Origin of the sequence: Actinosynnema sp. NPDC023794, assembly GCF_040639675.1 — a bacterium.
Classification (GTDB): Bacteria; Actinomycetota; Actinomycetes; order Mycobacteriales; family Pseudonocardiaceae; genus Actinosynnema; species Actinosynnema luteola.
Genome location: NZ_JBFAFR010000002.1, coordinates 737,846 through 759,854, shown reverse-complemented (window position 1 = coordinate 759,854; position 22,009 = coordinate 737,846). Strand labels below are relative to the sequence as shown.

The window sequence follows — 22,009 nt, the reverse complement described above, 5'->3', positions numbered from 1 at the left end:
CGCCCACCGTATAGCGCGCGTTATGACTGTTTCGATATATCCCTTTTCACCCGGTCGAGTGGTACGAATCTCGTGACCCAAGACACCCCTGTGCGCGAGCAATCGCGTGTCTTCGGAATCGAGGAACCCCTTGCGAATCACCAGGTTGATCCCTGCGCTCGCGGCCGCGTCGCTCTCCCTGCTCGCCCTCGCGCCGTCGGCGCCGTCGGCGCCGGCCGCGCCGGCGGCGGAGGGTGGCGTGACGCCGTACATCATCGGCGGCAGCTACGCGAGCAACGCCCCGTGGGCGGCCCGGCTGTTCTCCAACGGCAGGCAGACGTGCAGCGCCACCATCATCGCGCCCACGTGGATCCTGACCGCGAAGCACTGCGTCAGCGGCGGCGGGCTGTCGTTCCGCATCGGCAGCCTCGACCAGACCTCCGGCGGCACGGTGGCCAACGGCGTCCAGACGCACAACCACTCGTCGGACCTCTCGCTGGTCCGGCTCGACCGCTCCGTGTCCGCGACCTACGCCCGGCTCGGCCAGCCCGGCTCGGTCACCGTCGGCCAGAACGTGCAGGTCTACGGCTGGGGCGCGACGTCCCGGTGCGGCTCGGAGATCAACTGCCAGTCGCAGTACCTGAAGGTCGCGAACGTGACCGTCACCGGCGGCTGCACCGACGCCTACGGCGGCAACGCGATCTGCGCCCGGCGCGGCGACGGCATCACCGCGGGCGGCGACTCGGGCGGTCCGATGATGGCGGGCGGCGTGCAGGTCGGCGTCGCGTCCACCAGCGACCGGCAGACCACCACCGCCTACACCAACGTGACGCGCTACCGGTCCTGGATCCAATCCATCGCCGGCGTCTGATCCCCCGCGCGGGCTGGGGCGTCACAGCACGCCCCAGCCCCGCGAGCGGGCCATCAGGTGGCCGTGCACCAGCGCCACCGACGGGTTCGCCAGCCCGCCGACCCTGGTGGCCAGGAACAGCGTGTTCAACGGCGGCACGACCGCCTGGTGCGCCAACTCCACCGAGCCGGCCGCCAGCGCCGGGTCGGCCAGGTACCGCGGCAGCGCCGACACGCCGGCCCCCGCGACCACCGCCGCCAGCACCGCCCGCAGGTCGGGCACCACCACCGCGACCGGGTTGGGCGGTCGGCGGCCGAACTCGCTGCGCCAGTACCGCCGCACGATCGGCAGCTCCTCCGCGTACGCGACCAGCGGCAGGTGCGCCAACGCGCGCACCGGGTCGGACGCCAGCAGCGCGCGGTCGATCGTCCGCACCAGCGTCGGCGCGCCGACCAGCACGAACTCCTCGTCCACGAACGGCGTCGCGACCACCGCCCGGTCCGCGGGCCGCACCGCGGACACCACCAGGTCCAACCTCGCGTTGACGAGCGCGGCGAGCAGGTCGTCCGCCAGGCCGAGGGTGACCCGCAGCCGCAACCCGCGCGTGGTCAACGGCGCGAGCGCGGGCAGCACCCGTGCGGCCACCACCTCCACCGCGCCCGCCAGGTGCACGGTGCCCGCGTACGCCTCTCGGTCGTCCACTTCGGACAGTGCCGACCGCAGCTCGTCCACGTGCGCGCCGACGCGGCGGGCCAGCGCGTCGGCCCGCGCGGTCGGCGTGACACCGCGGCTGGAGCGCACGAACAGCGGCTCGCCCAGCTCCCGCTCCAGCCGGGCCAGGTGCCCGCTCACCGCCGGCTGGGTGAGGCCGCGGCGCCCGGCGGCGGCGGTCAGCGAGCCGGACCGGTAGATCTCCACGAACGTGGACAGCAGGTCGAGGTCGGTCACCGCAACTCCAGAGCTATAAGCACGCTTATGGCCAGCCGAACACTACCGGATGAAACGTGATGGGGTGGTCGTTGTCCGAGCAGAACAGCGACTTCTCGAAGGGAATGAACGGATGAGCAGGGTTCTCGTGGTCGTCTCGGCGGCCGACCGGCTGGTGCTGGCCGACGGGTCGAGCCACCCCACCGGGTTCTGGGCGGAGGAAGTGGTCGAGTCGGTGCGCGTGCTGCGGGACGCGGGCGTGCGGGTGGACATCGCCACGCCGGGCGGCGCGCGGCCGACCGTGGACGCGGTCAGCCTGACCGACGAGTTCGGCGCGTACCTGGCGTCCCTCGACGACGAGCTGGCGGCGCCGCTGCGGCTGGCGGACGTCGACGTGGCCGACTACGACGGCGTGCTGCTGCCCGGCGGGCACGGCCCGATGGCGGACCTGGCGCCCGACGCGGACCTCGGCCGGCTGCTGGTGGCGTTCGACGACGCGGGCAAGGTCGTCGGCGCGCTGTGCCACGGCCCGGCCGGGCTGCTGTCCGCGGTGCGCGAGGACGGTTCGTTCGCGTTCGCCGGGCGGCGGCTGACGGTGTTCACCGACGAGGAGGAGCGCCAGGGAGGCTTGGCGGTGCCCTACTTCGTGGAGGCGCGGCTGCGTGAGCTCGGCGCGGTGCCGCAGCCGGGTCCGGCGTGGTCCAGCACGGTCGTCGTGGACGGCAACCTGGTCACCGGCCAGAACCCTCAGTCCAGTGTGGACACCGCGCGGCGGGTGCTGGAAGCGTTGTCGTAGGCCGATCGCGCGGCCTCGATCTCGTCCTCGTGCCGCAGCGCCCACTGTCCCAAGGGGACGACGAAGTCCAGCAGGGAGCGGCCGAGCGCGGTGGCCGCGTACGCCACGCCGGCGGCCTTGCCCGGCCGCACGTCCCGGCTCACCAGGCCGTCGCGCTCCAGGTTGCGCAGCGTGCGGGTGAGGATGCGGCGGCTCAGCCCGTGCACGGTGCGGTCCAGTTCGTTGAAGCCGTAGGGGCGTTCGGCGAGCAGGGCCAGCACCAACAGGCTCCACTTGTCGCCGACGCGCGCGAGCAGGTCGGACACCGAGCAGGCGGCGCGGTCGGCGGCCGTGACCGGCACCGGGACCAGTGACATCGATGTGCCTTCTTTCGGGTCGTCGCGGCACGCACCAGGCTCCAGGTTATGGCGAACGCGGTGATCACGGGCGGCACGAACGGCATCGGCCGGGCCTTGGCGGAACGGCTCGCGGGCGAGGGGCACCGGGTCGCGGTGGTGGGCCGGTCGGCCGCCGCGCCGGACGGGGTGGAGCTGATCCGGGGCGACCTCCGCACGGTCGCCGGCACCGCCGCGGTGGCCGACGAGGTGGCGTCGCGGTTCGACGTGGTCGACCACCTCGTGCTCGGCGCGGGCCGGTTCACCCGGCGCCGCGAGGTCACCGCCGACGGCCTGGAGCACTCGTTCGCGCTCTACGCGGTGAGCCGGTTCGCCCTGGTGGAACGGCTGCTGCCGGTCTTGGAGCGGTCGGCGGCGCCGGTGGTCGTGAGCCTGTGCGGCGTGGCCGGGCTGCGAGGGCCGGGCATCCAGTGGGACGACCTCGCGCTGAGCCGCCGGTTCCGGGCGTTCGGGGCGGTCAGCCAGGGCGCGCGGGCCGCCGACCTGCTCGGCGCGGGGTTCGCCGACCGGCACCCGGGCAGCGCGGTGCGGTACGTGCTGCACAACCCCATGTTCGTGGACAGCGGGCTGGGCGCGCAGGTCGGCGGGCTGCGCGGCCGGGCGCTGGACCTGGTGGCCCGCCTGGTCGCCCGGTCGACGGCCGACGCGGCGGGCCAGGTCCACCGGTTCCTGGCCGACCCGCCCGCCACGCCGTTCACCGCGTCCCGCGCGGGTGTGCCGGTCGACCCGGGCAGGCCGGAGCTCGACCGGGCCGCCGCCGCCCGGCTCTACGCCGTGCTGGAGGACATCACCGCCTCGGCGCGGTGACGCGGCACGACGGCGAGCACCACCCCGGCGACGACGGTCGCGAGCCCGCCGACGGCCAACGCGCCCGCCGCGCCGAACCCCGTGCCCGCCAAGGCGATCAGCGCCGCGAGCCCGATCGAGCCGCCGACCTGCTGCGACGTGGTGGTCAACGCGGAGGCCACGCCCTGCTCGGCGTCGGCCACCCCGGACGAGGCGGCCACGAACATCGCCGGGAACGTGAGCCCGCCGCCGACGCCCCACACCAGCAGCCCCGGCAGCAGGAGCGCGAACCCGCCGTCCCACGCCATCGCGCCGGCCAGCAGCGCGAGGCCGACGCCGTTGACGACCATCCCGACCACCAGCGTGGTCCGCACGCCCCACCGGGCGATCGCCGCGCCGGTGCCCTTGAGCGACGCGGTCATCGACACCAGGGTCAGCGGCAGGAACGCCAACCCGGCGGCCAGCGGCCGGTAGCCCAGCCCGTCCTGCAGGTGGGTCGTGAACAGGTAGTACGCGCCGCCCAGCGAGCTCTGGAACACCAGCACCACGCCGATCGCGCGGACCAGCGCCCGGTTGCCGAACAGCCGCAACGGCACCAGCGGATCGCGGGTCCGCCGTTGCAGGGCCAGGAACACGCCGAGCACCACCACCCCTCCCGCCGCCGCGAGCCCGCCGCGGACCCAGCCCGACTCCGGGCCGGTGACCAGCCCGAACACCACCAGCACCGACCCGGCGGTGGCGAGCAGCGCGCCCGGCACGTCGAACCGCCGCCGCTCACCGCCGACCCGGTCGGCCGGCAGCACCGACACCGCGAGCGCCGCGGCCCCCAACGACAACGGCGCCAACACGAACAACGTCCACTCCCAGCCGAACGCGTCGGTCAGGACGCCGCCGAGCAGCGCGCCCGCCGCCAACCCGCCGCTGCCCGCCGCGCCCCACACCGACAACGCCCGGGTCCTGCTCGGACCCTCGGCGAACGTCGTGCTGATCAACGCCAGCGTCGCCGGCGTCAGCAACGCGCCACCGACGCCCTGCACGGCACGTGCCGCGACCAGCACACCGGGCGTCGTCGCGAGCCCGCCGACCAGGCACGCCAGCCCGAACACCACCAGACCGGCGACGAACGCCCGACGCGCGCCGAGCCGGTCGACCACCCGGCCCGCGCAGAGCAGGAGCCCGCCGAACGCGACGGCGTAGGCGCTGACCACCCATTGCAGGGACTGGCTGGAGAACCCGAGCGCACGCCCGACGTCGGGCAGCGCCACGTACACGATGTTGTAGTCCACGGCCACGATGAACTGGGCAAACGCCAGCAACGCGATCGCGAGCCCGGCACGGGTGCGTGCCGGGGCCACTGTGGTGTCCACGCGTGATTCACCCCGTATTTTTACTGCACGGCGTATAGTTTCAACACGGCGGACAGTACCGCAACGCTGTAGAGTGTCAACCGTGGGAGACCGAGTGCCCAACCGGAGGGCGCGGCTGCGCGCGGAGACGTCGGCCGAGATCAAGGCGATCGCGCTCAAGCTCATGGCCACCGGCGGCCCGGACGCGATCTCGCTGCGCGCCATCGCCCGCGAGATGGGCATGACGGCCAACGCCATCTACGGCTACTACGCCACCCGCGACGACCTGGTCACCACGCTGATCAGCGACGTCTACGCCGACCTCGTGCGGCACCTGGAGGCGGCCCGCGACGCCCGGCCGGCCGATGACGCGGCGGGCCGGATCCTGGCGTGGGCGGAGACCCTCCGCAGCTGGTCGCTGGCCAACCCGGAGGGCTTCCGGCTCATCTACGGCGACCCGGTGCCCGGCTACCAGCCGCCGGCGGAGGGCGTGGAGGCCGAGCAGCGGGCGTGCGCGGCCCTGCTCGGCCTGGTCGCCGACGCCTGGCCGAAGGCCGCCCGGCGGCAGTCGCACGGCGGGCACGAGTGGTCGGACTTCGACCCGCACACCGTGGAGCTCGCGCGGGCCGAGCACCCGGACCTGCCACCGGCGGCCCTCGCGCTGACCTTGCGGGTGTGGGGCCGGATGCACGGCCTGGTGGCGCTGGAGGTCTACGGCCACCTGCGCTCGCAGACCCGTGAGCCGGGCAAGGTCTACCGGGCCGAGCTGGCCGACCTGATCTCGTCGCTCGACCTCGCCTGACCACCCGGCCGCACCTCGCGACACCCCGCCTCGCCGAACACCAGGCTTGCCCGAACACCGGGCGTCAGCGGAACACCGGCGTCAACGGAGCACGCGGAACCTCAGGTGCACGACGTCGTCCGCCTCGGTCGCCTCGATCCGCTCCAGCTCGGCGGGCGGGAGGCCGTCCAGCAGCCGCGAGCCCCCGCCGAGCAGCACGGGCACCAGCTGGAGCCGGATCTCGTCGACCAGCCCGGCGCGCAGCACGTGCCGAGCCGACTCCGCGCCCGCCATGACCAGCACGTCCTTGTCCCCCGCCGCGGCACGGGCCTGGGCGATCGCGCTCTCCGGGCCGTCGGCGACGAACGTGAACGCCGCCGACTTCATCGCCAACGGCGCGCGCCGCTCGTGCGTGAGCACGAAGCTCGGCGCCGGGAACGGCGTGTCCTGCCAGTACTTCAGCCCCAGGTCGAACGTCCGCCTGCCCAGCACGACCGCGCCGACCGTCGCCGCGAACGCCGCGTCGCCGTCCGCCCCCTCGGCGAACAGCCACTCGTGCAGCCGCTCGCCGCCCTCGCCCATCGGGTGCTCCTCGCCCACGTCGGGCCCGGCGCTGTAGCCGTCGAGCGACACGGAGCCGTTCAGCACGACCTTCGTCACGGTGGTCCTCCAGCGAACTCGACGCGCACCCCCAGCAGGCGCACGGCACGGGTGTCCTCGAATCTTGCCAACGCCGCCACGGCCGCGTCCTCGATCGGCCCGGACTCCGTGGTCGGCTCCCCCAGCGACACGCCGCGCGTGGAGGTGAAGAACGGCACGAACCGCACCTTCACCACCACCCGGACCGCGGGCCGCCCTTCCGCCCGCACGTCCTCGACCACCCGCCGCGCGAGCAGCCGGACCTGGTCCCGGATCTCCGCCGGATCGGCCAGGTCCCGCTGGAACGTCGTCTCCCGGCTGCGCGACTTGGCCACCCACGGCGTCGCGGTCACGTTCGTGTCGCCCGCGCCCAGCGCCAGTTGCCGGAAGTGGGGCCCCATCGCCGGCCCGAACCGCGCCCCCAGCACCTCCGGCGCAGTCCGCGCCAACTCCTCGACCGTGCCGATGCCCAGCTCCGCGAGCTTGGCCGCGGTCCGCGCCCCGATGCCCCACAACGCGGTCACCGGCCGTCCGGCCATCACCTCGACCCAGTTGTCCCTGGTCAGCCGGTACACCCCGGCGGGCTTGGCGAACCCGGTGGCGAGCTTGGCGCGCAGCTTGTTGTCGCCGATGCCGACCGAGCACTCCAGCCCGGTCCCCTCCTTGACCGCGCGGCGCGCGGTGACGGCCAACGCCTCCGGGTCGTCGGTGCGCGCGCCCAGGAACGCCTCGTCCCAGCCGAGCACCTCGACCACCACGGGCAGCTCCCGCAGCACGTCCATCACGTGCGCGGACACCTCCTCGTACGCGGGCGCGTCGGACGGCAGGAACACCGCGTCCGGGCAGCGCTTCTTCGCCAGCCGCAACGGCATCCCGGAGTGGACGCCGAACTCCCTCGCCTCGTAGGACGCCGTGGCCACCACGGCGCGCTGCGTCGGGTCGCCTGCTCCGCCGACGACCACGGGCCTGCCGCGCAACTCGGGCCGGCGCGCCACCTCGACCGCCGCGATGAACTGGTCGAGGTCGACGTGCAGGACCCAGTCCGATCCGGACACCCCGCCAGTATCGCCGTGGGAGGCTGTCACCGTGCGACCGGAAGAACTGGCCCACCTGCGCCGGGCGCGGGACCTGATGGACCGCGAGTACGCCCGTCCGCTGGACGTGCCCGCCATGGCGCGCGCCGCGCTCATGTCGCCGTCCCACTTCGCCCGGCAGTTCAAGCTGGCCTACGGCGAGACGCCGTACAACTACCTGATGACCAGGCGCGTGGAACGCGCGAAAGCCCTGCTGCGCCGGGGCGACCTCAGCGTCACCGACGTGTGCGTGGAGGTCGGCTGCACGTCGCTCGGCTCGTTCAGCTCCCGGTTCACCGAGCTGGTCGGCGAGACGCCCAGCGCGTACCGGGCACGCCGCCACGACGAGGTCGCCGCGGTGCCCGCGTGCTGGTCCAAAATGGTCACCCGCCCGAGCAGATTTCGAGAAGCACGAGTCTGACCGGCGCGGTTAGGTTCCCCGGCATGAGCATGAAGATCTCGCACACGTTCCTGCAGGTCCGCGACCAGCAGGAGGCGCTCGTCTTCTACCGCGACGTGATCGGCCTCGAAGTGCGCACCGACGCGCCGATCGAGGAGTTCCGCTGGCTGTCCGTCGGTCCGGCCGGCCAGCCCGACGTGGAGATCGTCCTGGAGGACCCGCGCATGGGCAGGCCCGCGGACGACGCGACCGCGATGATGGAGCTGATGGCCAAGGGCTCCCTGGGCGCGGCCATCTTCCGGGTGGACGACTGCGACGCCACGTTCGAGCGGCTCCGCGCGGCGGGTGCGGAGGTCATGCAGGAGCCGGTGGACCAGATGTACGGGGTGCGCGACTGCGCGTTCCGCGACCCCTCGGGCAACCACCTGAGGTTCTCCGAACCGCTCAAGAGCTGAACCGCGCCGTTTCGCGACGGCTCGGTCCGTGACACGATCAAGGCGTGTCGACCAGCCCACGCGACCGCGACGAGCAGGGCCGCGCCCGCAACGCGCGCCCCCGCGACGGGCTCGGCCGCCCGCTGCCCTACGGGCTGCCGGGCGTCGAGCGCCAGCCCGAAGGCGTGCCGCGCACGCCCGAGGAGTCGCTCGTCGAAGCCCAGCGCCTGCTCGACCTCGGCCGGCCGTTCCACGCGCACGAAGTGCTGGAGGACGCGTGGAAGGCCGCGCCCGAGCCCGAGCGGGAGCTGTGGCGCGGCCTGGCGCAACTGGCCGTGGGCATGACCCACGCCGCGCGCGGCAACGCCTCGGGCGCTTCGGCGCTGCTGAGCCGCGGCGCGCGCAACATCACGCCGTACCGCGACGACCCGCCGCACGGGGTGGACGTGGCGGGCCTGGTCGCCTGGGCCGCCGCGGGTGCCGGCGTGCCGCGGCTGACCGGGTGTTCGTGACGCGCTGACCAGGCCTTTTCCCGGCACCGAGCTTGTGCCGACCATCGTCGCGTGGCCTCCACGAGGTCGACGTGCCGAACGCGGAGCCGTTGACCTACCTGGGCACACGAAGTGCGGCCGAACGCGCGCTTGGGGGACCCCACCGCGGGGTAACTGGTGGTCACCCCACCTCACCAGGGAGGTTTCCCGTGTTAGCGATCATCGCCGCGGTCATCTTCGGCCTCGCCCTCCTGCTGGACCTGGCGAACGCCTCGCTGGGCTCGGTCCTGGACGGCGGGACGCTGCTCTTGGCCGGCCTGCTGTGCGTGGCGTTGCACCTGGCCGGCGTCGGCGCCGGCGCGCGGGCGTTGAGCTTCCGCCGTCGCCGCTAGGAGAGCACGGCCCCCGTCGGGTGCGGGGGCCGTCCCGGATGGACAATCGGCGCGTGGACGTGTCCGCGCGCCGATTGGTCAACCAGCCGCCCGAGGTCGTGGCGCGGTACGCGATGGACTGGCGCCACGACCACGAGTGGACGCGGGGCATCAAGCGCGCCGAGCTGAGCGCGCCCGCGCCCGGCGGCGGGTTCGGCGTCGGCGCGGAGGTCACGCGCACCGCGCACTTCCTCGGCAGGCGCATCGACTACGTGCTGCGGGTCGTGGCGCACGAGCCGCCGACGCTGCTGGAGATGAAGTCGGTCGCCGGGCCGTTCCCGATGCACGTCACCTACCGGTTCGACACCGCCCACGCCGGCGGCACGATGGCGTCCATCCGCGTCCGCGGCGACGCGGGCCGGCACTACCGGCTGGTCGGCCCTCTCGTGGCGCGGTTCGTGCGCGCCAACCTCCGCAAGGACCTCCGGGCCCTCTCCCGCCGCGTCGGCTGACGACGGCGGGTGGACGACGACGCGGTTCAGCGGTGCGGCGGCGGCACCATGAGCAGGCACGCCACGCACGGCATCCCCTCGGGCTCGGGCAGCAGCTCCGCCGTGTCCAGGTCGAGCTGCTCCCCGCACAAGGTGAGCAGGGTCGACCGCGTGCCGTCGTCGGGCAACGGCGCCAGGTGGCAGCTCCGCTCCCACTCGCCGACGAGGTCTGCGCGCTTGCGCACGAGCAGGACGGGCTCGGTGTGATCCAGTGCCATGACGAAACGTCCTCTCCCCAGAGACCCTCAGTCTGGCACCGCTCCCAGAACGGCGCGACCACTGTTTTTCGACTTCACGGGCCTCACGGTGGATATGCTCCGCCGGTGATCAGGGTGCTGCGGGACTTCTCGACCGGTGTCGGACTACTCGGCCAGGGCTTCTCGCTGGTGTTCCGCTCGCCGAAACTGCTGCTCATCGGCGCGATCCCGGCGTTGATCACGACCGTGCTGCTGATCGGCGGCCTGGTCGGGCTCGCGCTGTGGATCGACGACATCGCCGCCTGGGTCACGCCGTTCGCCGACGACTGGAACGAGGGCCTGCGCGCGGCCACCCGGTTCGCCGCCGGGTTCTCGATCATCGGCGCGTTCGTCGCGATCGGACTGCTGCTGTTCACCGCGATCACGCTGATCATCGGCGGACCGTTCTACGAGCACATCGCGGAGACCGTCGAGGACACGCACCTCGGCGGCGTGCCCGAGGCCGAGCAGGTGAGCTGGCTGAAGTCGGCGGCGGTCGGCGCGCGGGACGCGATCGTGCTCGTCGGCATCGCGATCCTGCTCGCCATCCCGCTGTTCGCCGCCGGGTTCATCCCGGTCGTCGGGCAGACCGCGGTGCCGGTGGTCGCGGTGCTCGTCAACGCGTCGCTGCTGGCGATCGAGCTGACCGGCATCCCGTTCACCCGGCGCGGCCTCAAGCTCGACGTGCGCAGGCGGACGCTGCGCAAGCGGCGCGCGGTCACGCTCGGCTTCGCCGTGCCGACCTACCTGCTGTGCCTGATCCCGTTGGCGGCGCTGGTGGTGCTGCCGGCGGCGATGGCAGGCGGCACGGTCCTCGCGCACCGCCTGCTCCACGACCAGATCAGGTGAACGGCACCCACGCCTGCCGCGCCAACCCGTCGATCCGGTCCACGCCCACGCCCACGGCGGACACCGTCCACAGGTCGTCGCCGATCACCAGCGCCCGGCGGATGCCCGGGTCGTAGGTCGACTGCTCGTGCCGGACGGTGCCCAGCGCGGAGAACGCGCCGTCACCGAGCCGCAGCACCAGCAGGCCGCCCGCCGACGACCCGCTCGCGCCCGACCCGAACACCGGCAGCACCACCAGGTCGCGGGCCGGCCAGTACAGGAACGCGTGCGGGTCGAACTCGACCTCCGAGCTCGCGCCGGGCAGGTGGTGGCCCGCGACCTTGGTCGGCGCCGCCGGGTTCGACACGTCGAACAGCGACACCTGCGTGCCGGTGACGCGGCCCTGCTCCGTGGCCTCCTGGCCGACCCCGATCAGCTTCCCGTCACCGGCGGGGTGCAGGTAGGCCGAGTAGCCGGTGATCTTCAGCTCGCCGACCTTGCGCGGCTTGGCCGGGTCGGACAGGTCCAGCGTGTAGAGCGGGTCGACCTGCCGGAACGTCACCACGTACCCGACCGGCCCGGCGAACCGGACGCTGTAGATCCGCTCGCCGACGCCGAGCCCGTCGACCTTGCCGACCTCCGCGAGCTTCGCGCCGTCCCGCTTGAGCACGGTGACCGCGCTCTGCGTCGCGGGCGCCCGCTCGGGGATGCCCGGCGCGTCACCGGAGGTCGTCGCCACCCGCAGGTGACCCTGGTGCTCGGACAGCGAGTACTGGTTGAGCAGCGTGCCCGCGACCTGCCCGGAGGCGACGTGCTTCGGCGGGCCCGGCTGCGACACGTCGAACTGGTGGATCGCCGTGGTCGCGGACGTGGTGGGCGCGAACCGCGTCATCGGCCGCAGGTGGTGGTCGTCGGCCACGTACAGCGACGTGCCCGTGCCGTAGACGGTGTCGCCGTCGGCCATGATCGTCACCGCGTCGCCGTTGCCCAGCTCGCCCGGGAAGTCGAACGTCAGCACGGAGAGCATCGACGTGGCCGAGTGCTCCTGGGGGTGGCTGACCCGGTCGCACGCGACCAGCGTGCCCTCCGAGCGCGAACCGTCGACGTCGGACAGCTCGTAGCGCGGCAGCCACGACTCGATCGGCGCGGTGGCGACCAGTTCCCGGTTCGCGATCAGGGACTCCGCCTCGCTGCGGCCGTTCGTCGGGTACACCCACGGCAGCCGCGGCCCCGAGTGCACGACCATCCGCACCACGCCGCCGACCTGCCGCGCGTCGACGTACCGGCCGTCCACGCTGAGCGTGCCCAGGACGCGCGGCGCGGCGGACAGGTCGACCAACGTCACCGACGAGTCCTCGGCGTGCACCTCGGTGGGGCTGTCGAACTCGACCCCCCGCTCGGCGATGCCGTGCCGGGCGCCGATGAGGAGCGCGCGGTCCTCGTGCAGCAGCAGTTGGGAGGCGTGGCCGCCGGGCACGTCGAGCGTGCCGGTGAGCTGCCGGGTGGCCACGTCCAGCACCCTCAGCTTGCCGTCGGCCACCGTCACGACCCGCTTGCCGTCGGTCTTGACCAGGTCCGGCTCGTCGACGCCCGCCTCGTGCGCGTTCGTCTTGGAGTGCTCGGGCACGGCGGCGGCGTCACGCGCCGTGCTGCCCACCCGCGTGCCCGCCTGGCTCTCCATCGCGACGTCGCCGTCGGTCTTGGCCAGGAAGGTGTGACCGCCCACCCCGTGCACGCCGACGTGCGGCGAGATCGCCTGCCGCAGTTCGGCCAGCGCGGTGTCGCACGTGTCGAACGCCACCAGCTCCACCGGCACGGCCTCGATCGGCGGCACGATCCGCCAGTCCTCCGCCTCGGTGGGCCCGGCGGAGGCCGCGCTCACCCCCACCACCAGTGCCGCGCCGCCGAACAGCGCCGCACGCGTACCCCAGGACCATCGCCTCATGCACCCAGGACGGGACGGACGGGGCAAAGGGTTGCGCGGCCTCGATTGCGGTCCGGGTGCAGGCCGGTCGGCCGCACCCGGGACGACATGATTGAGTAGGGCAGGACCGATTGCCCAACGCCCTCGCGTCCGGGGGCGGAGCGACCACAGGAGAGTCAAATGGCCCCGAGCAAGCCCGAGGTCGAGCCGTACGAGGGCGCCCCGCCCGCCGACCTGGTGATCGAGGACATCACCGTCGGCGACGGGCCCGAGGCGGCCCCCGGTCAGCTCGTGCACGTGCACTACGTCGGTGTGTCGCACTCGACCGGCGAGCAGTTCGACGCCTCCTGGGACCGCGGCGAGGCGTTCAGCTTCCCGCTGGGCGGTGGCCGCGTCATCGCCGGCTGGGACCGCGGTGTCGCGGGCATGAAGGTCGGCGGCCGGCGCAAGCTGGTCATCCCGGCGCACCTGGGCTACGGCGACCGCGGCGCGGGCGGCGTGATCAAGCCCGGCGAGACGCTGATCTTCGTGGTGGACCTGCTCGGCGTGAACTAGTGCCGTGACCGGCGACCTTCGCCGCGTCTTCCGGCGCTCGGCGGGGCGCCTCGCGGCACCGGCCCCGCGTCCACAGCCGACCAGGATGAGGACGCGGGGCCGGCACCGCGATCCACCCGTCCGACCGTCGGAGCACGGGGCAAGGGCCCCCGGCCACGGCACTGGCGCCGGCACGGCCCGGTTGTGACCTCTGCTCCGATCGGAGCATTCGACCCGGGATCGGAACCGGGCCGTTCCCCATTGCGTCATCCTGAGTGGACCAACCGCGCGTCATCTTCGAGGGGGAGAGCCGTCGTGCCCGAGGACATCGGCGCGTCCGAGCGGATGCTCGGCCAGTGGCAGCAGAGCATCGAGCAGAAGGCCGAGCGCTACCAGGAGATGGCCGCCCGCGTGCAGGGCATGACCATCTCCGAGGCGTCGCGCGACGGCTCGGTGAAGCTCACCATCGGCTCGAACGGCATCCTGACCAACCTGGAGATCGCCGAATCCGCGCGGGACAAGCGGATGGCCGAGGTGTCGGCCGAGGTGATGAGGACGTTGCAACGCGCGCAGGCGCGCATCCCGGAACTGCTCCAGCAGGCCATGGCCGAGACCATCGGCACGCAGGACGAGACGGCCAACGTGCTGTTCAACGAGGCCAAGCGCAACTTCCCCACGCCGCCGCACGAAGAGCCCGCGCCGCCGCCGGTGGGCCGTGAGATGCGCTTCGGGATCGAGGACGACGACACGTCCGCGCCGCCCGCCTCGCGTCCCGGACCGCCGTCCACGCCACCGTCCGCCCCGCCGCCCACGCGCCGGCCCGCGCGCAGGCCGGACGAGGACGACGACTTCGGCGGACAGTCCTTCCTTTCCTGACCAGCCTTCCAGGGGGATCACATGGCCGGTTTCGAGATCGTCGCCGACACGCTCGAGGCGCACAGCAAGCAGCTGGACGACCTGGGCTCGCGGCTTCAGGGCGCGGTGGACGCGGCGAAGACGGTGAGCATGCCGACCGACGCCTACGGCATCATCTGCCAGCCGTTCCGGATGATGCTCGACCCGGTCGAGCAGTACGGGCTGGACGCGCTCCAGGGCGCGGTGGAGGCGATGGACGCCGCCGGCAAGGCCGTGAAGGGCACCGTCGACCAGTACCGGGAGATGGAAGAGGCGATCCGCGACAGCTTCAAGGCCGGTGACTGATGGCGGGCGAGAACCCGCTGGTCGAGGCGCCGGCGGCGGAGTCGGGGTCGTTCTTCAACGCCGGTACCGGTGACAACGGGTGGGCGACGGGGATCTCCATCGCGGAGTCGGCGATGGACACGTTCAACGGGATCAAGGACGGCAACTGGGTCGAGGCCGGCCTGGGCATGGTCGGGTTGGCGGCGGACGCGGCGGCGATGGCGATCGACCCGTTCGGCACCCTGTTGTCCTCGGCGGCGTCGTTCCTGATGGAACACATGCAGCCGCTCAAGGACATGCTGGACTGGCTGGCCGGGAACCCGCCGGTGATCGAGTCCTACTCCACGACGTGGAACAACGTCGCCGAAGAGTTGGGGAAGATCGCCGAGGAGTACACCTCCGGGGTGGCGCGGGGCACCGAGGGGTGGACCGGTGCGGCGGCGGAGACCTACCTGACCAACTCGAAGGTCCACGGTGACGCGCTGACGGGTGCGGCGTCGGCGGCGGGCACGGTGGGCACGGTCGTGGGTCTGATGGGCATGGTGGTGGGGTTCGTGCGCGAGGTGGTGCGCGACCTGATCGCCGACCTGGTGGGCAAGCTGATCGCGTGGGTGCTGGAAGCGGTGTTCTCGCTGGGGTTCGGCACCCCGGTGATCGTGGCGCAGGCGGTCACCGCGATCTCGAAGTGGGCCGCGAAGATCGCGAAGATCGTCCAGGACCTGCTCGACACCATCAAGAAGGTCTCCCCGATGCTCAAGCGTCTGGTCGAGGTCTTCGAGAAGATCATGAAGGTGGTCGGCAGACTCGCCGGCAAGGTCACCGGCCTGGACGTGCTCAGCCCCGGCAACATCACGCCGGGCGGTTTCCTGCGGACCGGCCGCGCCGACATCGACACGCCCTCCGGCAGCCCCGACACCAGCCCCTCCAACACCAACTCCCCCGGCAACAGCTCTTCAGGCAACAACTCCCCCGGCAACGGCAATCCGTCCACTTCGGACACTCCGGGCACCGGCACCACACCGTCGTCGAACCGGCCGGGCGACACCACTTCCGCATCCGGCACCACCACCGATCCCACGACGTCCTCGGCGTCGCGGCCCGGCCGGGGCGACCCGACCGACGTGCCCACCCCCACCACCCGCCCGGGACGCGACCCCGGCAGCCCCGACCACGACCTCCCACGCGGCAACACCCCCACCCCCGGCAACCCCGCCGGCAACCCGCCCATCGGCGAACACCGAGGCGGCCCCGGCGGACAACCCGCACCCGGCGGTTACGGCAACGGCGGCCCGAACGGCGGTTCACACAGCAGCGGCGGCACTGGCGGCGGTTCAAGCAGCAGCGGCAGCCCCACCGGCGGCGGCCCGAGCGGCGGCGGCTATGGCAGCGGTAGCGGCGGTGGATCGCACGGCGGTGGTGGCGGCAGCGGTTCGTCCAGCGGTGGCGGCAGCGGCGGCGGTGGTTCCTACAGCGGCGGTGGCGGCAGCCCTGGCGGCGGCGCGCCGAACCCCGCGCCCGCACCACGCTTCGACCAGACCTCCGCGGCCAACGCCGCGACCCCCGACGCCCCGGCACGCCCCGACCAGCCGAACACCTCCGCACCCTCCCGCGATCCTGGCACCACCCCGCAGGGCAACCAGCCCACCTCAGCACCCGGAACCGCGCCCGCAGGCGGCGGTGCACCGGGTGGCGGGGCTCCCGGCGGCGGCTCACCCGGTGGTGGCGGCAGGCCGGGCGGTGGCGGCTGGACCGGCACGCCCGGCAGCCCCGGTGCCCCGAGCAACAGCCCCACCGTGCCGAGCGGCCGGGGCGACCTCGGCTCGGGCGTCCCGACCCCGCGCGGCCCGGAAGGCCCGAGGCCGTCGTCGTTCGGCCCGTCGAGCACCGGCCCGTCCCACGCCGGCCCACCACACGCAGGTCCGTCCCACGCCGGACCACCCGCAGGCCCACCGCACACCGGCCAGCCGCCCTCCGGCCCTACCGGCAACGGACCTGCCCACGGCCCCGGCCACCCCGGTCCCGGGCACAGCGGCCCACCCAACCAGGGCCCCGGCCCGCGCCCGACCCACACCGGGCCGGGTAACACCGGCCCTTCACACACCGGGCCGGGCAGCACCGGTCCTTCGCACGCCGGGCCGAACGCACCAGGCGGTCCCCACCACGGTCCGTCCAACCCCGACCCCGGCAACCCCGGTCCGGGCAACGCCGGCCCCAGGCCTCACGGTCCGGCGGGCACCGGCCCGACCCACACCGGTCCGACCGGCCCGAACGCGCCGCACCCCAACGCGCCGCACTCGAACCCGCCGCACTCACCCGCGGGACCGCCCCAGCAACGCGGCGGCCCCGCCCCTGGCACGCACCCCAACGGCCCAGCTCCCCACACCCCGAACCGGCCGTTCGACGGCCCACCACCCCAGCGGCACCCCGACGCCCAGACGCCCACGCCCCGGCGCGACCCGGATGCGCAGACCCCGCCGCGCCACGACCAGGGCGGCATCCCGCCCCAGCGCCGCGACCCGGACGCGTGGACCCCGCCCCACCGCGACCCCGACCCGGGCACCACCCGGCCGGACAACGACACCCCGAACGGCGACCGCCCCGACAGCAGCCCCGACACCGACCGCCCGGACTCGGATCGCCCGGACAGCCCCGACGGCGACCGGCCGAGTATCGACGAAGCGCACGCCCGCCACGGCGAGACCACCCCCGCCGGCATCTCCCACCACCGAGGCGACTCGGACATGGGCGACCTGCCCCACCGCGTCCTACCGGACCCGCGCTACTTCACCGCCGACGTCCACATCACCCCCGACGGCCGTGCACGCATCGGCAACCACACCTACACCCCCGAGCAGTACGGCGACCTGCTGCGCCGCAACGGCTGGGACGGCAGGACACCCATCCGCCTCATCGGCTGCGACGCCGGCACCAACGACTTCGCCAACCGCCTGTCCCGCCACACCGACGCCGACGTCCTCGCACCCACCAAACCCGCCTGGACCGACAGCAACGGCCGCGTCTACACCAGCGACGCCACCACCGGTCCCGACGGCAACCGCCACCCCAAGATCCCGCCCAACGGCGAATGGGAAACCCACCGCCCCGACGGCACCAGGACCAAGACGAGCGAAGACGGCTACGCACCCGGCACCCACGACAGCGACAAGACCGACCACACCACCCCGGACGACGCCCGCGACCGCGGGGGCGACGACAAGCCGGAGTCGGAGGTCGACCGCCAGGAACGGGACCCGCGCTTCTCCGAGGACGGCAACCCGGACCGCCTGCCCGACGACCTGCCGTCCACGCCGCACGAACCGAGGCTGTTGCAGGAACTGGACCCGAAGCTGTGCGAGGTCGACGGCGACGGGCTCATCACGCACTACAACGGCCAGGACATCAAGTCCTACCTCAACGACGTCATGGTGGACCGCGCGCGGGTCGTGCAGACGATGATGAACGACGGCTCCCTGCCGCCGAACAACGCGCCGGGCAAGCCCAAGAACTGGGTGCAGAACAACGTCATGTGCACCTCGGTGTCCGTCGACCGCCAGACCGGTCGGATCTACGAGTCGATCAACGGGCCGCGGACGTCGGTGATCCCCGACGACCAACTGCACGGCGCCTTGCGCGACCGCATGGAGGACATGCGCCGCGACCCGGTGGAGGGTGAGGGCTACCCCCAGTTCGACCGCCGAACGGGCGAGGTCCTCAACCACACCGAGTTCCCGATCAACGACAACCCCCTGCGGCACGCCGAGGTGAAGAACGTCAACCAGATGCTGCGCGACCGCGGTGTGCCGGACGACGTCTCACCGGAGGAGTTGGCCGAGCACCTGCGCGGGATGAGGGTGGCCAACGTCTTCCCGCACTGGGAGCCGTTCCCGTCCAAGGCCAAGTGCTGCGCCAACTGCAACAACATGATCGCCGGCGTGCCCAGCAGCACCGGGCGCAACTCGTCGGTGCCCGGTGACCCGAACAACGTGGAGATCGAGTCGGAATGAGCGACATGCGCGTCACCATGGACGACGTGACCTGGGACACCGACGGTTGCGCCCTGTACGAGGGCAGCGGGTTCACCGGGGAGCTCGTCGACGTGGCCGACGACGGTTTCGTCATCTCCTCCTACGCCTACCGGTTCGGCTTCCCACACGGGCCCTACCGCGAGTGGTTCGCCGGCGGGCAGGTCGCCAAGGAAGGCACGATGCGGGACGGGCTGCCCGTCGGCCTGCACCGCGAGTGGCACCCCAACGGACGGCTCGCCTCGGAACTCGAGTTCGACGACCACGGGCGAGAGCTGGCGAGGAGGCGGTGGGACGAGCAGGGCGCCCCTGCCTGACCTCGCCGGAGGCCGGTGCCCCAACGGGCCGGTGAAGGACGAGGGCGTCAGCGAGGTCGGCACGGTCGTCCGGGACCGGCGGAGCCGGCACCCGGGCGGCGAGCGGTGCGAGGGCCGGCGGCGGTACCGCCGACCTGTGGTCTCACCCAACCGGACCACGCCGGCGTGTTGTGGCCGTTAAGATCAGCCCACCGTGTCCGGGGGGAGCCAAAGGGGTGTTCGACGCATGAGCCAGCCAGCCACACCGCTGACCGAGCAGGAGCAGAACCAGCTCGTCAAGCAGATCGGCCGGGCCATGCTCCCCGCCCTTCCGCCGGACTGGCAGCGGATCCGCGCGGAGTACCGGGCGGCCGGTCGGCACATCGAGGTGGACCTGGCGTTCGCGGGCCCCGACGGGCAGTGGCGGCCGGTGCGCCCGCCGATGGACGTGGTGCAGCTGTTCGGGCAGTTGCGGGCGGGGATGTACGAGCCCGTGCGCGGCACGTGGCTGAGCGCGGTGTACGAGATCGAGGCGCCGGCCGCGTTCTCGGTCGACTTCAACGCCGACGACGAGCCGCGCTGGCGCAACCCGCCGCCGGTGATCGGCTTCCAGGACGAGCTGCGCACGTTCCCCCGCCAGGACGAGCGGATCCCGCCGTGGCTGCGTCAGCGCGTCGGCCTGCCGCCGCTGCCCGAGCCCGAACCCGAGGCGACGCAGCAGGACGGCGACCTGCGCACCGCGCACGTCTACGACGGCCGTGACGAGGCGGGCCGCCCGGTGGTGAACCGGCAGATGCTCGACCCCCAGCTGGTCGACGCGCTGCTGACCTACCTGGAGGGCGCGCCGGTCGTGCTGGCCGCGCGCAACCTGGACGTGGACGAGTTCATCCCCGGCGACCAGGACGTGCCGCTGAACTTCCGCACCGACGGCGTCTGGATCTGGGCGGGCGCGGTGCCGCACTACCTGCGCAAGCACGGCCTCCCGCCGGAGCCCGACCTGGTGGCGCACGTCGTGGCCCGCGGTTTCCGGCTCGACGAGGTGGACGAGGCGACCCGTGACCGCGCGGTCGCGCTGATCACCGGCGAAGCCTGAGCCACCGCACGACGACCGGCCGCCACGTCACGTGCCGCGCGCACGATTCGCCGGTACGGCCCTCGTGCTTCCCGCTCCGACGAGCGAGGCGGACGTGGCGTGGCCTGCCCCGTGAGTGAGGCCGAGGTCACCATGCTCCACCTCGGATGTTTACGTAGAGTCGCTAGATGTGCGCACTCTGTCGACGCGGTCCGACGATCGGGTTACGTATGCGCACAGAAGCGCACGACCGGGATACCCTGTGCGCATGAGTCCCGCGCTGGAGGCGGTGTTGGCCAAGGCAGGTCTGCAGGTCACCCCCGACGAGTTCCTGTCGCTCGTGGCCGACGCGGCGAAGAAGCTGGCGCCGCCACACCCCGACCCGGCGAGCTACTTCCCACCCGACCAGCGCGACGCGCTGGAGGACGTCGGCCTCGACCTGAGCCCGCACCGCGTCACCGACGACCAGGGACGCGCGCGGAGCGTGGTGGCGCACGCCGTGCTGCGAGACTCGGCGCTGACGGTGGCCGAGGCCGCACGGCAGCTGGGCGTGGACACCAGCCGCATCCGGCACCGGCTCGGCGTGGGCCGCCTGGTCGGCTGGAAGGACCGGGGCAGCTGGCGGCTGCCCGCCTGGCAGTTCGCGGGCGCCGGCGTGCTGCCGGGGCTGGAGGCCGTGCTCGCGGCCGTGCCACCGGACCAACCCGCGCTCGTGGTCGCCGGGTTCATGACGACCGATCAGGAGGACCTGGTGGTGGACGGCACGCCGACGACGCCGCGCGAGTGGCTGCTGGCCGGCGGTGAACCACGCCGCGTCGCGGCACTGGCCGCGCAGCTGGGCACGCCCGCCTGACCGGGCGCCCACCCCCTGTCGCCGAGAACCTTGGACACGCATGTCACGGCTCCCCCAGCCGCCCTCTCCCGCTGTGCTCCAGGCGAACCTGCGCCGCACCGAGGACGTCGTGGCGGTGCACCGGGCCACCCGGTTGGTGCGCATCTTCGCCGCGAAGGGGCTGCACCCGCAGCGGTGGAACAGCTTCCGCTACACCGGTCCCCTGCCGCACGCCCGGTTCGACACCCAGCCGCCCGGCCCTGACGGCGGGCCGACGCACGCGCACGACCAGGGAGTGCTGTACTTCGGCCTGACCGTGCGGACGTCGGTGGCCGAGGTGTTCCAGGCGACGTCGGTGGTGGACCGGCGGACGCGCAGCCCGTTCCTGGTGGTGCTGCGGCCACGCCGGACGCTGCGGCTGCTCGACCTCACCGGCCTGTGGCCGACCCGGGCGGGCGCGTCGCAGGAGATCAGCGCCGGGCCCAAGGCGATCACGCAGCAGTGGGCGCGGGCGATCCGCGCGGCCTACCCCGAGCTGGACGGGCTGTGGTACCGCTCGTCGATGGACTCCGGCGACCCGGCGGTGTGCCTGTGGGACCCGCCCGGCGGCACCGGCCTGCCCGCCTCGCCGGACGTGCTGCTGCCGTTGGAGCACCCCGGCCTCGACCTGCCGCTGGCGCGGGTGTGCGAGGAGCTGAACTACACCCTGCTCGGCTGACCGCGACGGCGCGGCGCCGGGAGGAACCGGCCGTACCTGACCTCGGGCAGCTCCTGGTCGCCGAGCTCGTAGCAGTGCACCAGCCCGTCGTGCCGCCAGCCGTGCGACTCGTAGAACCCGCGGCTGCGGGCGTTGTCCTGGAACACCCACAGGACCGCGTACCGGAACCCCTGGTCCATCAGGTGGCGCAGCCCGGCCTCGTGCACCTCGTGCCCCGCGCCCTGACCGTGGTAGCGCGGGTCGGCGTAGATCGCGACCAGCTCCCCGGTGTGCAGGTCGGGGTGCGCGTCCTGGGACTCGCGGACCGCGTCGACGGCGCAGTAGGCGCCGATCCGGCCGGTGCTCTCGTCGACCGCCACGAACACCCGACTGGGTTCGGGCAGCCGCAGCACGCGCGACCACGACGGGAGCCTGCTCTCGGGCAGCATCCGGTCCAGCACCGGGTCGTCCACTATCCCGCGGTACGAGTGCTGCCACGCGTCCACGTTGATCCTGGCGATCTCGGGCGCGTCGTCGGGCCGCCCGGCCCGCACGGTCCACTGCATCCGG

The 22,009-nt window shown here is 73.2% G+C and carries 26 protein-coding genes; 18 read left to right on the top strand and 8 right to left on the bottom strand.

What is annotated here, in order from left to right; genetic code table 11:
- Nucleotides 1-130 precede the first annotated feature (130 nt).
- Nucleotides 131-850, top strand: a complete 720-nt coding sequence (locus AB0H12_RS08190; RefSeq protein ID WP_499621697.1) for a S1 family peptidase — start codon at nt 131-133, stop codon at nt 848-850.
- Nucleotides 851-871: 21 nt separating this feature from the next.
- On the opposite strand, the gene AB0H12_RS08185 is transcribed toward AB0H12_RS08190, so the two are convergent.
- A complete protein-coding gene (locus tag AB0H12_RS08185; protein WP_499621695.1) occupies nt 872-1,777 on the bottom strand; it encodes a LysR family transcriptional regulator in 906 nt (301 codons plus the stop codon).
- Nucleotides 1,778-1,889: 112 nt separating this feature from the next.
- On the opposite strand from AB0H12_RS08185, the gene AB0H12_RS08180 reads away from it, so the two are divergent.
- Entirely contained in the window at nt 1,890-2,552 is a 663-nt protein-coding gene (locus tag AB0H12_RS08180; protein WP_499621693.1) for a type 1 glutamine amidotransferase domain-containing protein, read from the top strand.
- On the opposite strand, the gene AB0H12_RS08175 is transcribed toward AB0H12_RS08180, so the two are convergent.
- On the bottom strand, nt 2,504-2,908 hold the full coding sequence (locus tag AB0H12_RS08175; protein ID WP_499621692.1) for a winged helix-turn-helix transcriptional regulator: 405 nt from the start codon (nt 2,906-2,908) through the stop codon (nt 2,504-2,506). The two genes, AB0H12_RS08180 and AB0H12_RS08175, sit on opposite strands and share 49 nt — an antisense overlap.
- A gap of 48 nt (nt 2,909-2,956) precedes the next feature.
- Here AB0H12_RS08175 and AB0H12_RS08170 point away from each other — a divergent pair, with 48 nt between their 5' ends.
- Nucleotides 2,957-3,754: an SDR family NAD(P)-dependent oxidoreductase gene (locus tag AB0H12_RS08170; RefSeq protein ID WP_499621691.1), complete on the top strand. Its 798-nt coding sequence runs from the start codon at nt 2,957-2,959 to the stop codon at nt 3,752-3,754.
- Here AB0H12_RS08170 and AB0H12_RS08165 read toward each other — a convergent pair.
- On the bottom strand, nt 3,715-5,100 hold the full coding sequence (locus tag AB0H12_RS08165) for an MFS transporter (protein ID WP_499621690.1): 1,386 nt from the start codon (nt 5,098-5,100) through the stop codon (nt 3,715-3,717). The two genes, AB0H12_RS08170 and AB0H12_RS08165, sit on opposite strands and share 40 nt — an antisense overlap.
- 82 nt (nt 5,101-5,182) lie before the next feature.
- On the opposite strand from AB0H12_RS08165, the gene AB0H12_RS08160 reads away from it, so the two are divergent.
- Nucleotides 5,183-5,881 carry a TetR/AcrR family transcriptional regulator gene (locus AB0H12_RS08160; protein ID WP_499621689.1) on the top strand — a complete coding sequence of 233 codons (699 nt, stop codon included), beginning with the start codon at nt 5,183-5,185 and terminating at the stop codon, nt 5,879-5,881.
- Nucleotides 5,882-5,962: 81 nt separating this feature from the next.
- On the opposite strand, the gene AB0H12_RS08155 is transcribed toward AB0H12_RS08160, so the two are convergent.
- Entirely contained in the window at nt 5,963-6,520 is a 558-nt protein-coding gene (locus AB0H12_RS08155) for a dihydrofolate reductase family protein (protein WP_499621688.1), read from the bottom strand.
- The gene (locus tag AB0H12_RS08150; protein WP_499621687.1) at nt 6,517-7,554 is read right to left on the bottom strand and encodes a DNA polymerase IV; all 1,038 of its coding nucleotides are present in this window, start codon (nt 7,552-7,554) and stop codon (nt 6,517-6,519) included. Before AB0H12_RS08150 ends, AB0H12_RS08155 begins: the two co-directional genes overlap by 4 nt.
- Before the next feature lie 31 nt (nt 7,555-7,585).
- Here AB0H12_RS08150 and AB0H12_RS08145 point away from each other — a divergent pair, with 31 nt between their 5' ends.
- The 5 genes from AB0H12_RS08145 (at nt 7,586) to AB0H12_RS08125 (ending at nt 9,780) form a co-directional block, all read left to right on the top strand.
- Nucleotides 7,586-7,993, top strand: coding sequence for a helix-turn-helix domain-containing protein (locus AB0H12_RS08145; RefSeq protein ID WP_499621686.1), 408 nt, complete (start codon nt 7,586-7,588; stop codon nt 7,991-7,993).
- 23 nt (nt 7,994-8,016) lie between these two features.
- Complete coding sequence (locus tag AB0H12_RS08140; protein ID WP_499621685.1) at nt 8,017-8,427, top strand: VOC family protein; 411 nt, start codon at nt 8,017-8,019, stop codon at nt 8,425-8,427.
- Nucleotides 8,428-8,471: 44 nt separating this feature from the next.
- A complete protein-coding gene (locus AB0H12_RS08135; RefSeq protein ID WP_499621683.1) occupies nt 8,472-8,918 on the top strand; it encodes a DUF309 domain-containing protein in 447 nt (148 codons plus the stop codon).
- 188 nt (nt 8,919-9,106) lie between these two features.
- Complete coding sequence (locus tag AB0H12_RS08130; RefSeq protein ID WP_106620345.1) at nt 9,107-9,289, top strand: hypothetical protein; 183 nt, start codon at nt 9,107-9,109, stop codon at nt 9,287-9,289.
- Nucleotides 9,290-9,342: 53 nt separating this feature from the next.
- Nucleotides 9,343-9,780 carry an SRPBCC family protein gene (locus tag AB0H12_RS08125; protein ID WP_499621681.1) on the top strand — a complete coding sequence of 146 codons (438 nt, stop codon included), beginning with the start codon at nt 9,343-9,345 and terminating at the stop codon, nt 9,778-9,780.
- Between the two features lie 26 nt (nt 9,781-9,806).
- Here AB0H12_RS08125 and AB0H12_RS08120 read toward each other — a convergent pair whose 3' ends face one another.
- The gene (locus AB0H12_RS08120; RefSeq protein ID WP_499621679.1) at nt 9,807-10,037 is read right to left on the bottom strand and encodes a hypothetical protein; all 231 of its coding nucleotides are present in this window, start codon (nt 10,035-10,037) and stop codon (nt 9,807-9,809) included.
- A gap of 114 nt (nt 10,038-10,151) precedes the next feature.
- Here AB0H12_RS08120 and AB0H12_RS08115 point away from each other — a divergent pair, with 114 nt between their 5' ends.
- Entirely contained in the window at nt 10,152-10,904 is a 753-nt protein-coding gene (locus tag AB0H12_RS08115; protein ID WP_499621798.1) for an EI24 domain-containing protein, read from the top strand.
- Here the strand turns inward: AB0H12_RS08115 and AB0H12_RS08110 are convergent.
- Nucleotides 10,897-12,828: a beta-propeller domain-containing protein gene (locus tag AB0H12_RS08110; RefSeq protein WP_499621678.1), complete on the bottom strand. Its 1,932-nt coding sequence runs from the start codon at nt 12,826-12,828 to the stop codon at nt 10,897-10,899. The two genes, AB0H12_RS08115 and AB0H12_RS08110, sit on opposite strands and share 8 nt — an antisense overlap.
- Before the next feature lie 159 nt (nt 12,829-12,987).
- On the opposite strand from AB0H12_RS08110, the gene AB0H12_RS08105 reads away from it, so the two are divergent.
- The 8 genes from AB0H12_RS08105 (at nt 12,988) to AB0H12_RS08070 (ending at nt 21,460) form a co-directional block, all read left to right on the top strand.
- Nucleotides 12,988-13,362 (top strand): FKBP-type peptidyl-prolyl cis-trans isomerase, encoded by a 375-nt coding sequence (locus AB0H12_RS08105; protein ID WP_230572641.1) that lies wholly within the window; start codon nt 12,988-12,990, stop codon nt 13,360-13,362.
- Nucleotides 13,363-13,656: 294 nt separating this feature from the next.
- A complete protein-coding gene (locus AB0H12_RS08100; protein WP_499621677.1) occupies nt 13,657-14,217 on the top strand; it encodes a YbaB/EbfC family nucleoid-associated protein in 561 nt (186 codons plus the stop codon).
- 21 nt (nt 14,218-14,238) lie between these two features.
- Entirely contained in the window at nt 14,239-14,541 is a 303-nt protein-coding gene (locus tag AB0H12_RS08095) for a type VII secretion target (RefSeq protein WP_499621675.1), read from the top strand.
- A complete protein-coding gene (locus AB0H12_RS08090; protein WP_499621674.1) occupies nt 14,541-18,524 on the top strand; it encodes a DUF8616 domain-containing protein in 3,984 nt (1,327 codons plus the stop codon). Before AB0H12_RS08095 ends, AB0H12_RS08090 begins: the two co-directional genes overlap by 1 nt.
- Nucleotides 18,521-18,859, top strand: coding sequence for a toxin-antitoxin system YwqK family antitoxin (locus AB0H12_RS08085; protein WP_499618560.1), 339 nt, complete (start codon nt 18,521-18,523; stop codon nt 18,857-18,859). The genes AB0H12_RS08090 and AB0H12_RS08085 overlap by 4 nt, the downstream gene beginning before the upstream one ends.
- A 226-nt stretch (nt 18,860-19,085) precedes the next feature.
- Nucleotides 19,086-19,931 (top strand): hypothetical protein, encoded by an 846-nt coding sequence (locus AB0H12_RS08080; RefSeq protein ID WP_499621672.1) that lies wholly within the window; start codon nt 19,086-19,088, stop codon nt 19,929-19,931.
- 247 nt (nt 19,932-20,178) lie between these two features.
- On the top strand, nt 20,179-20,763 hold the full coding sequence (locus AB0H12_RS08075; RefSeq protein ID WP_230566891.1) for a DNA-binding protein: 585 nt from the start codon (nt 20,179-20,181) through the stop codon (nt 20,761-20,763).
- 40 nt (nt 20,764-20,803) lie between these two features.
- Nucleotides 20,804-21,460 (top strand): RES family NAD+ phosphorylase, encoded by a 657-nt coding sequence (locus tag AB0H12_RS08070; protein ID WP_499621670.1) that lies wholly within the window; start codon nt 20,804-20,806, stop codon nt 21,458-21,460.
- On the opposite strand, the gene AB0H12_RS08065 is transcribed toward AB0H12_RS08070, so the two are convergent.
- Nucleotides 21,442-22,005, bottom strand: a complete 564-nt coding sequence (locus AB0H12_RS08065; RefSeq protein WP_499621669.1) for a GNAT family N-acetyltransferase — start codon at nt 22,003-22,005, stop codon at nt 21,442-21,444. The genes AB0H12_RS08070 and AB0H12_RS08065 overlap by 19 nt on opposite strands.
- Between the last annotated feature and the right edge of the window lie 4 nt (nt 22,006-22,009).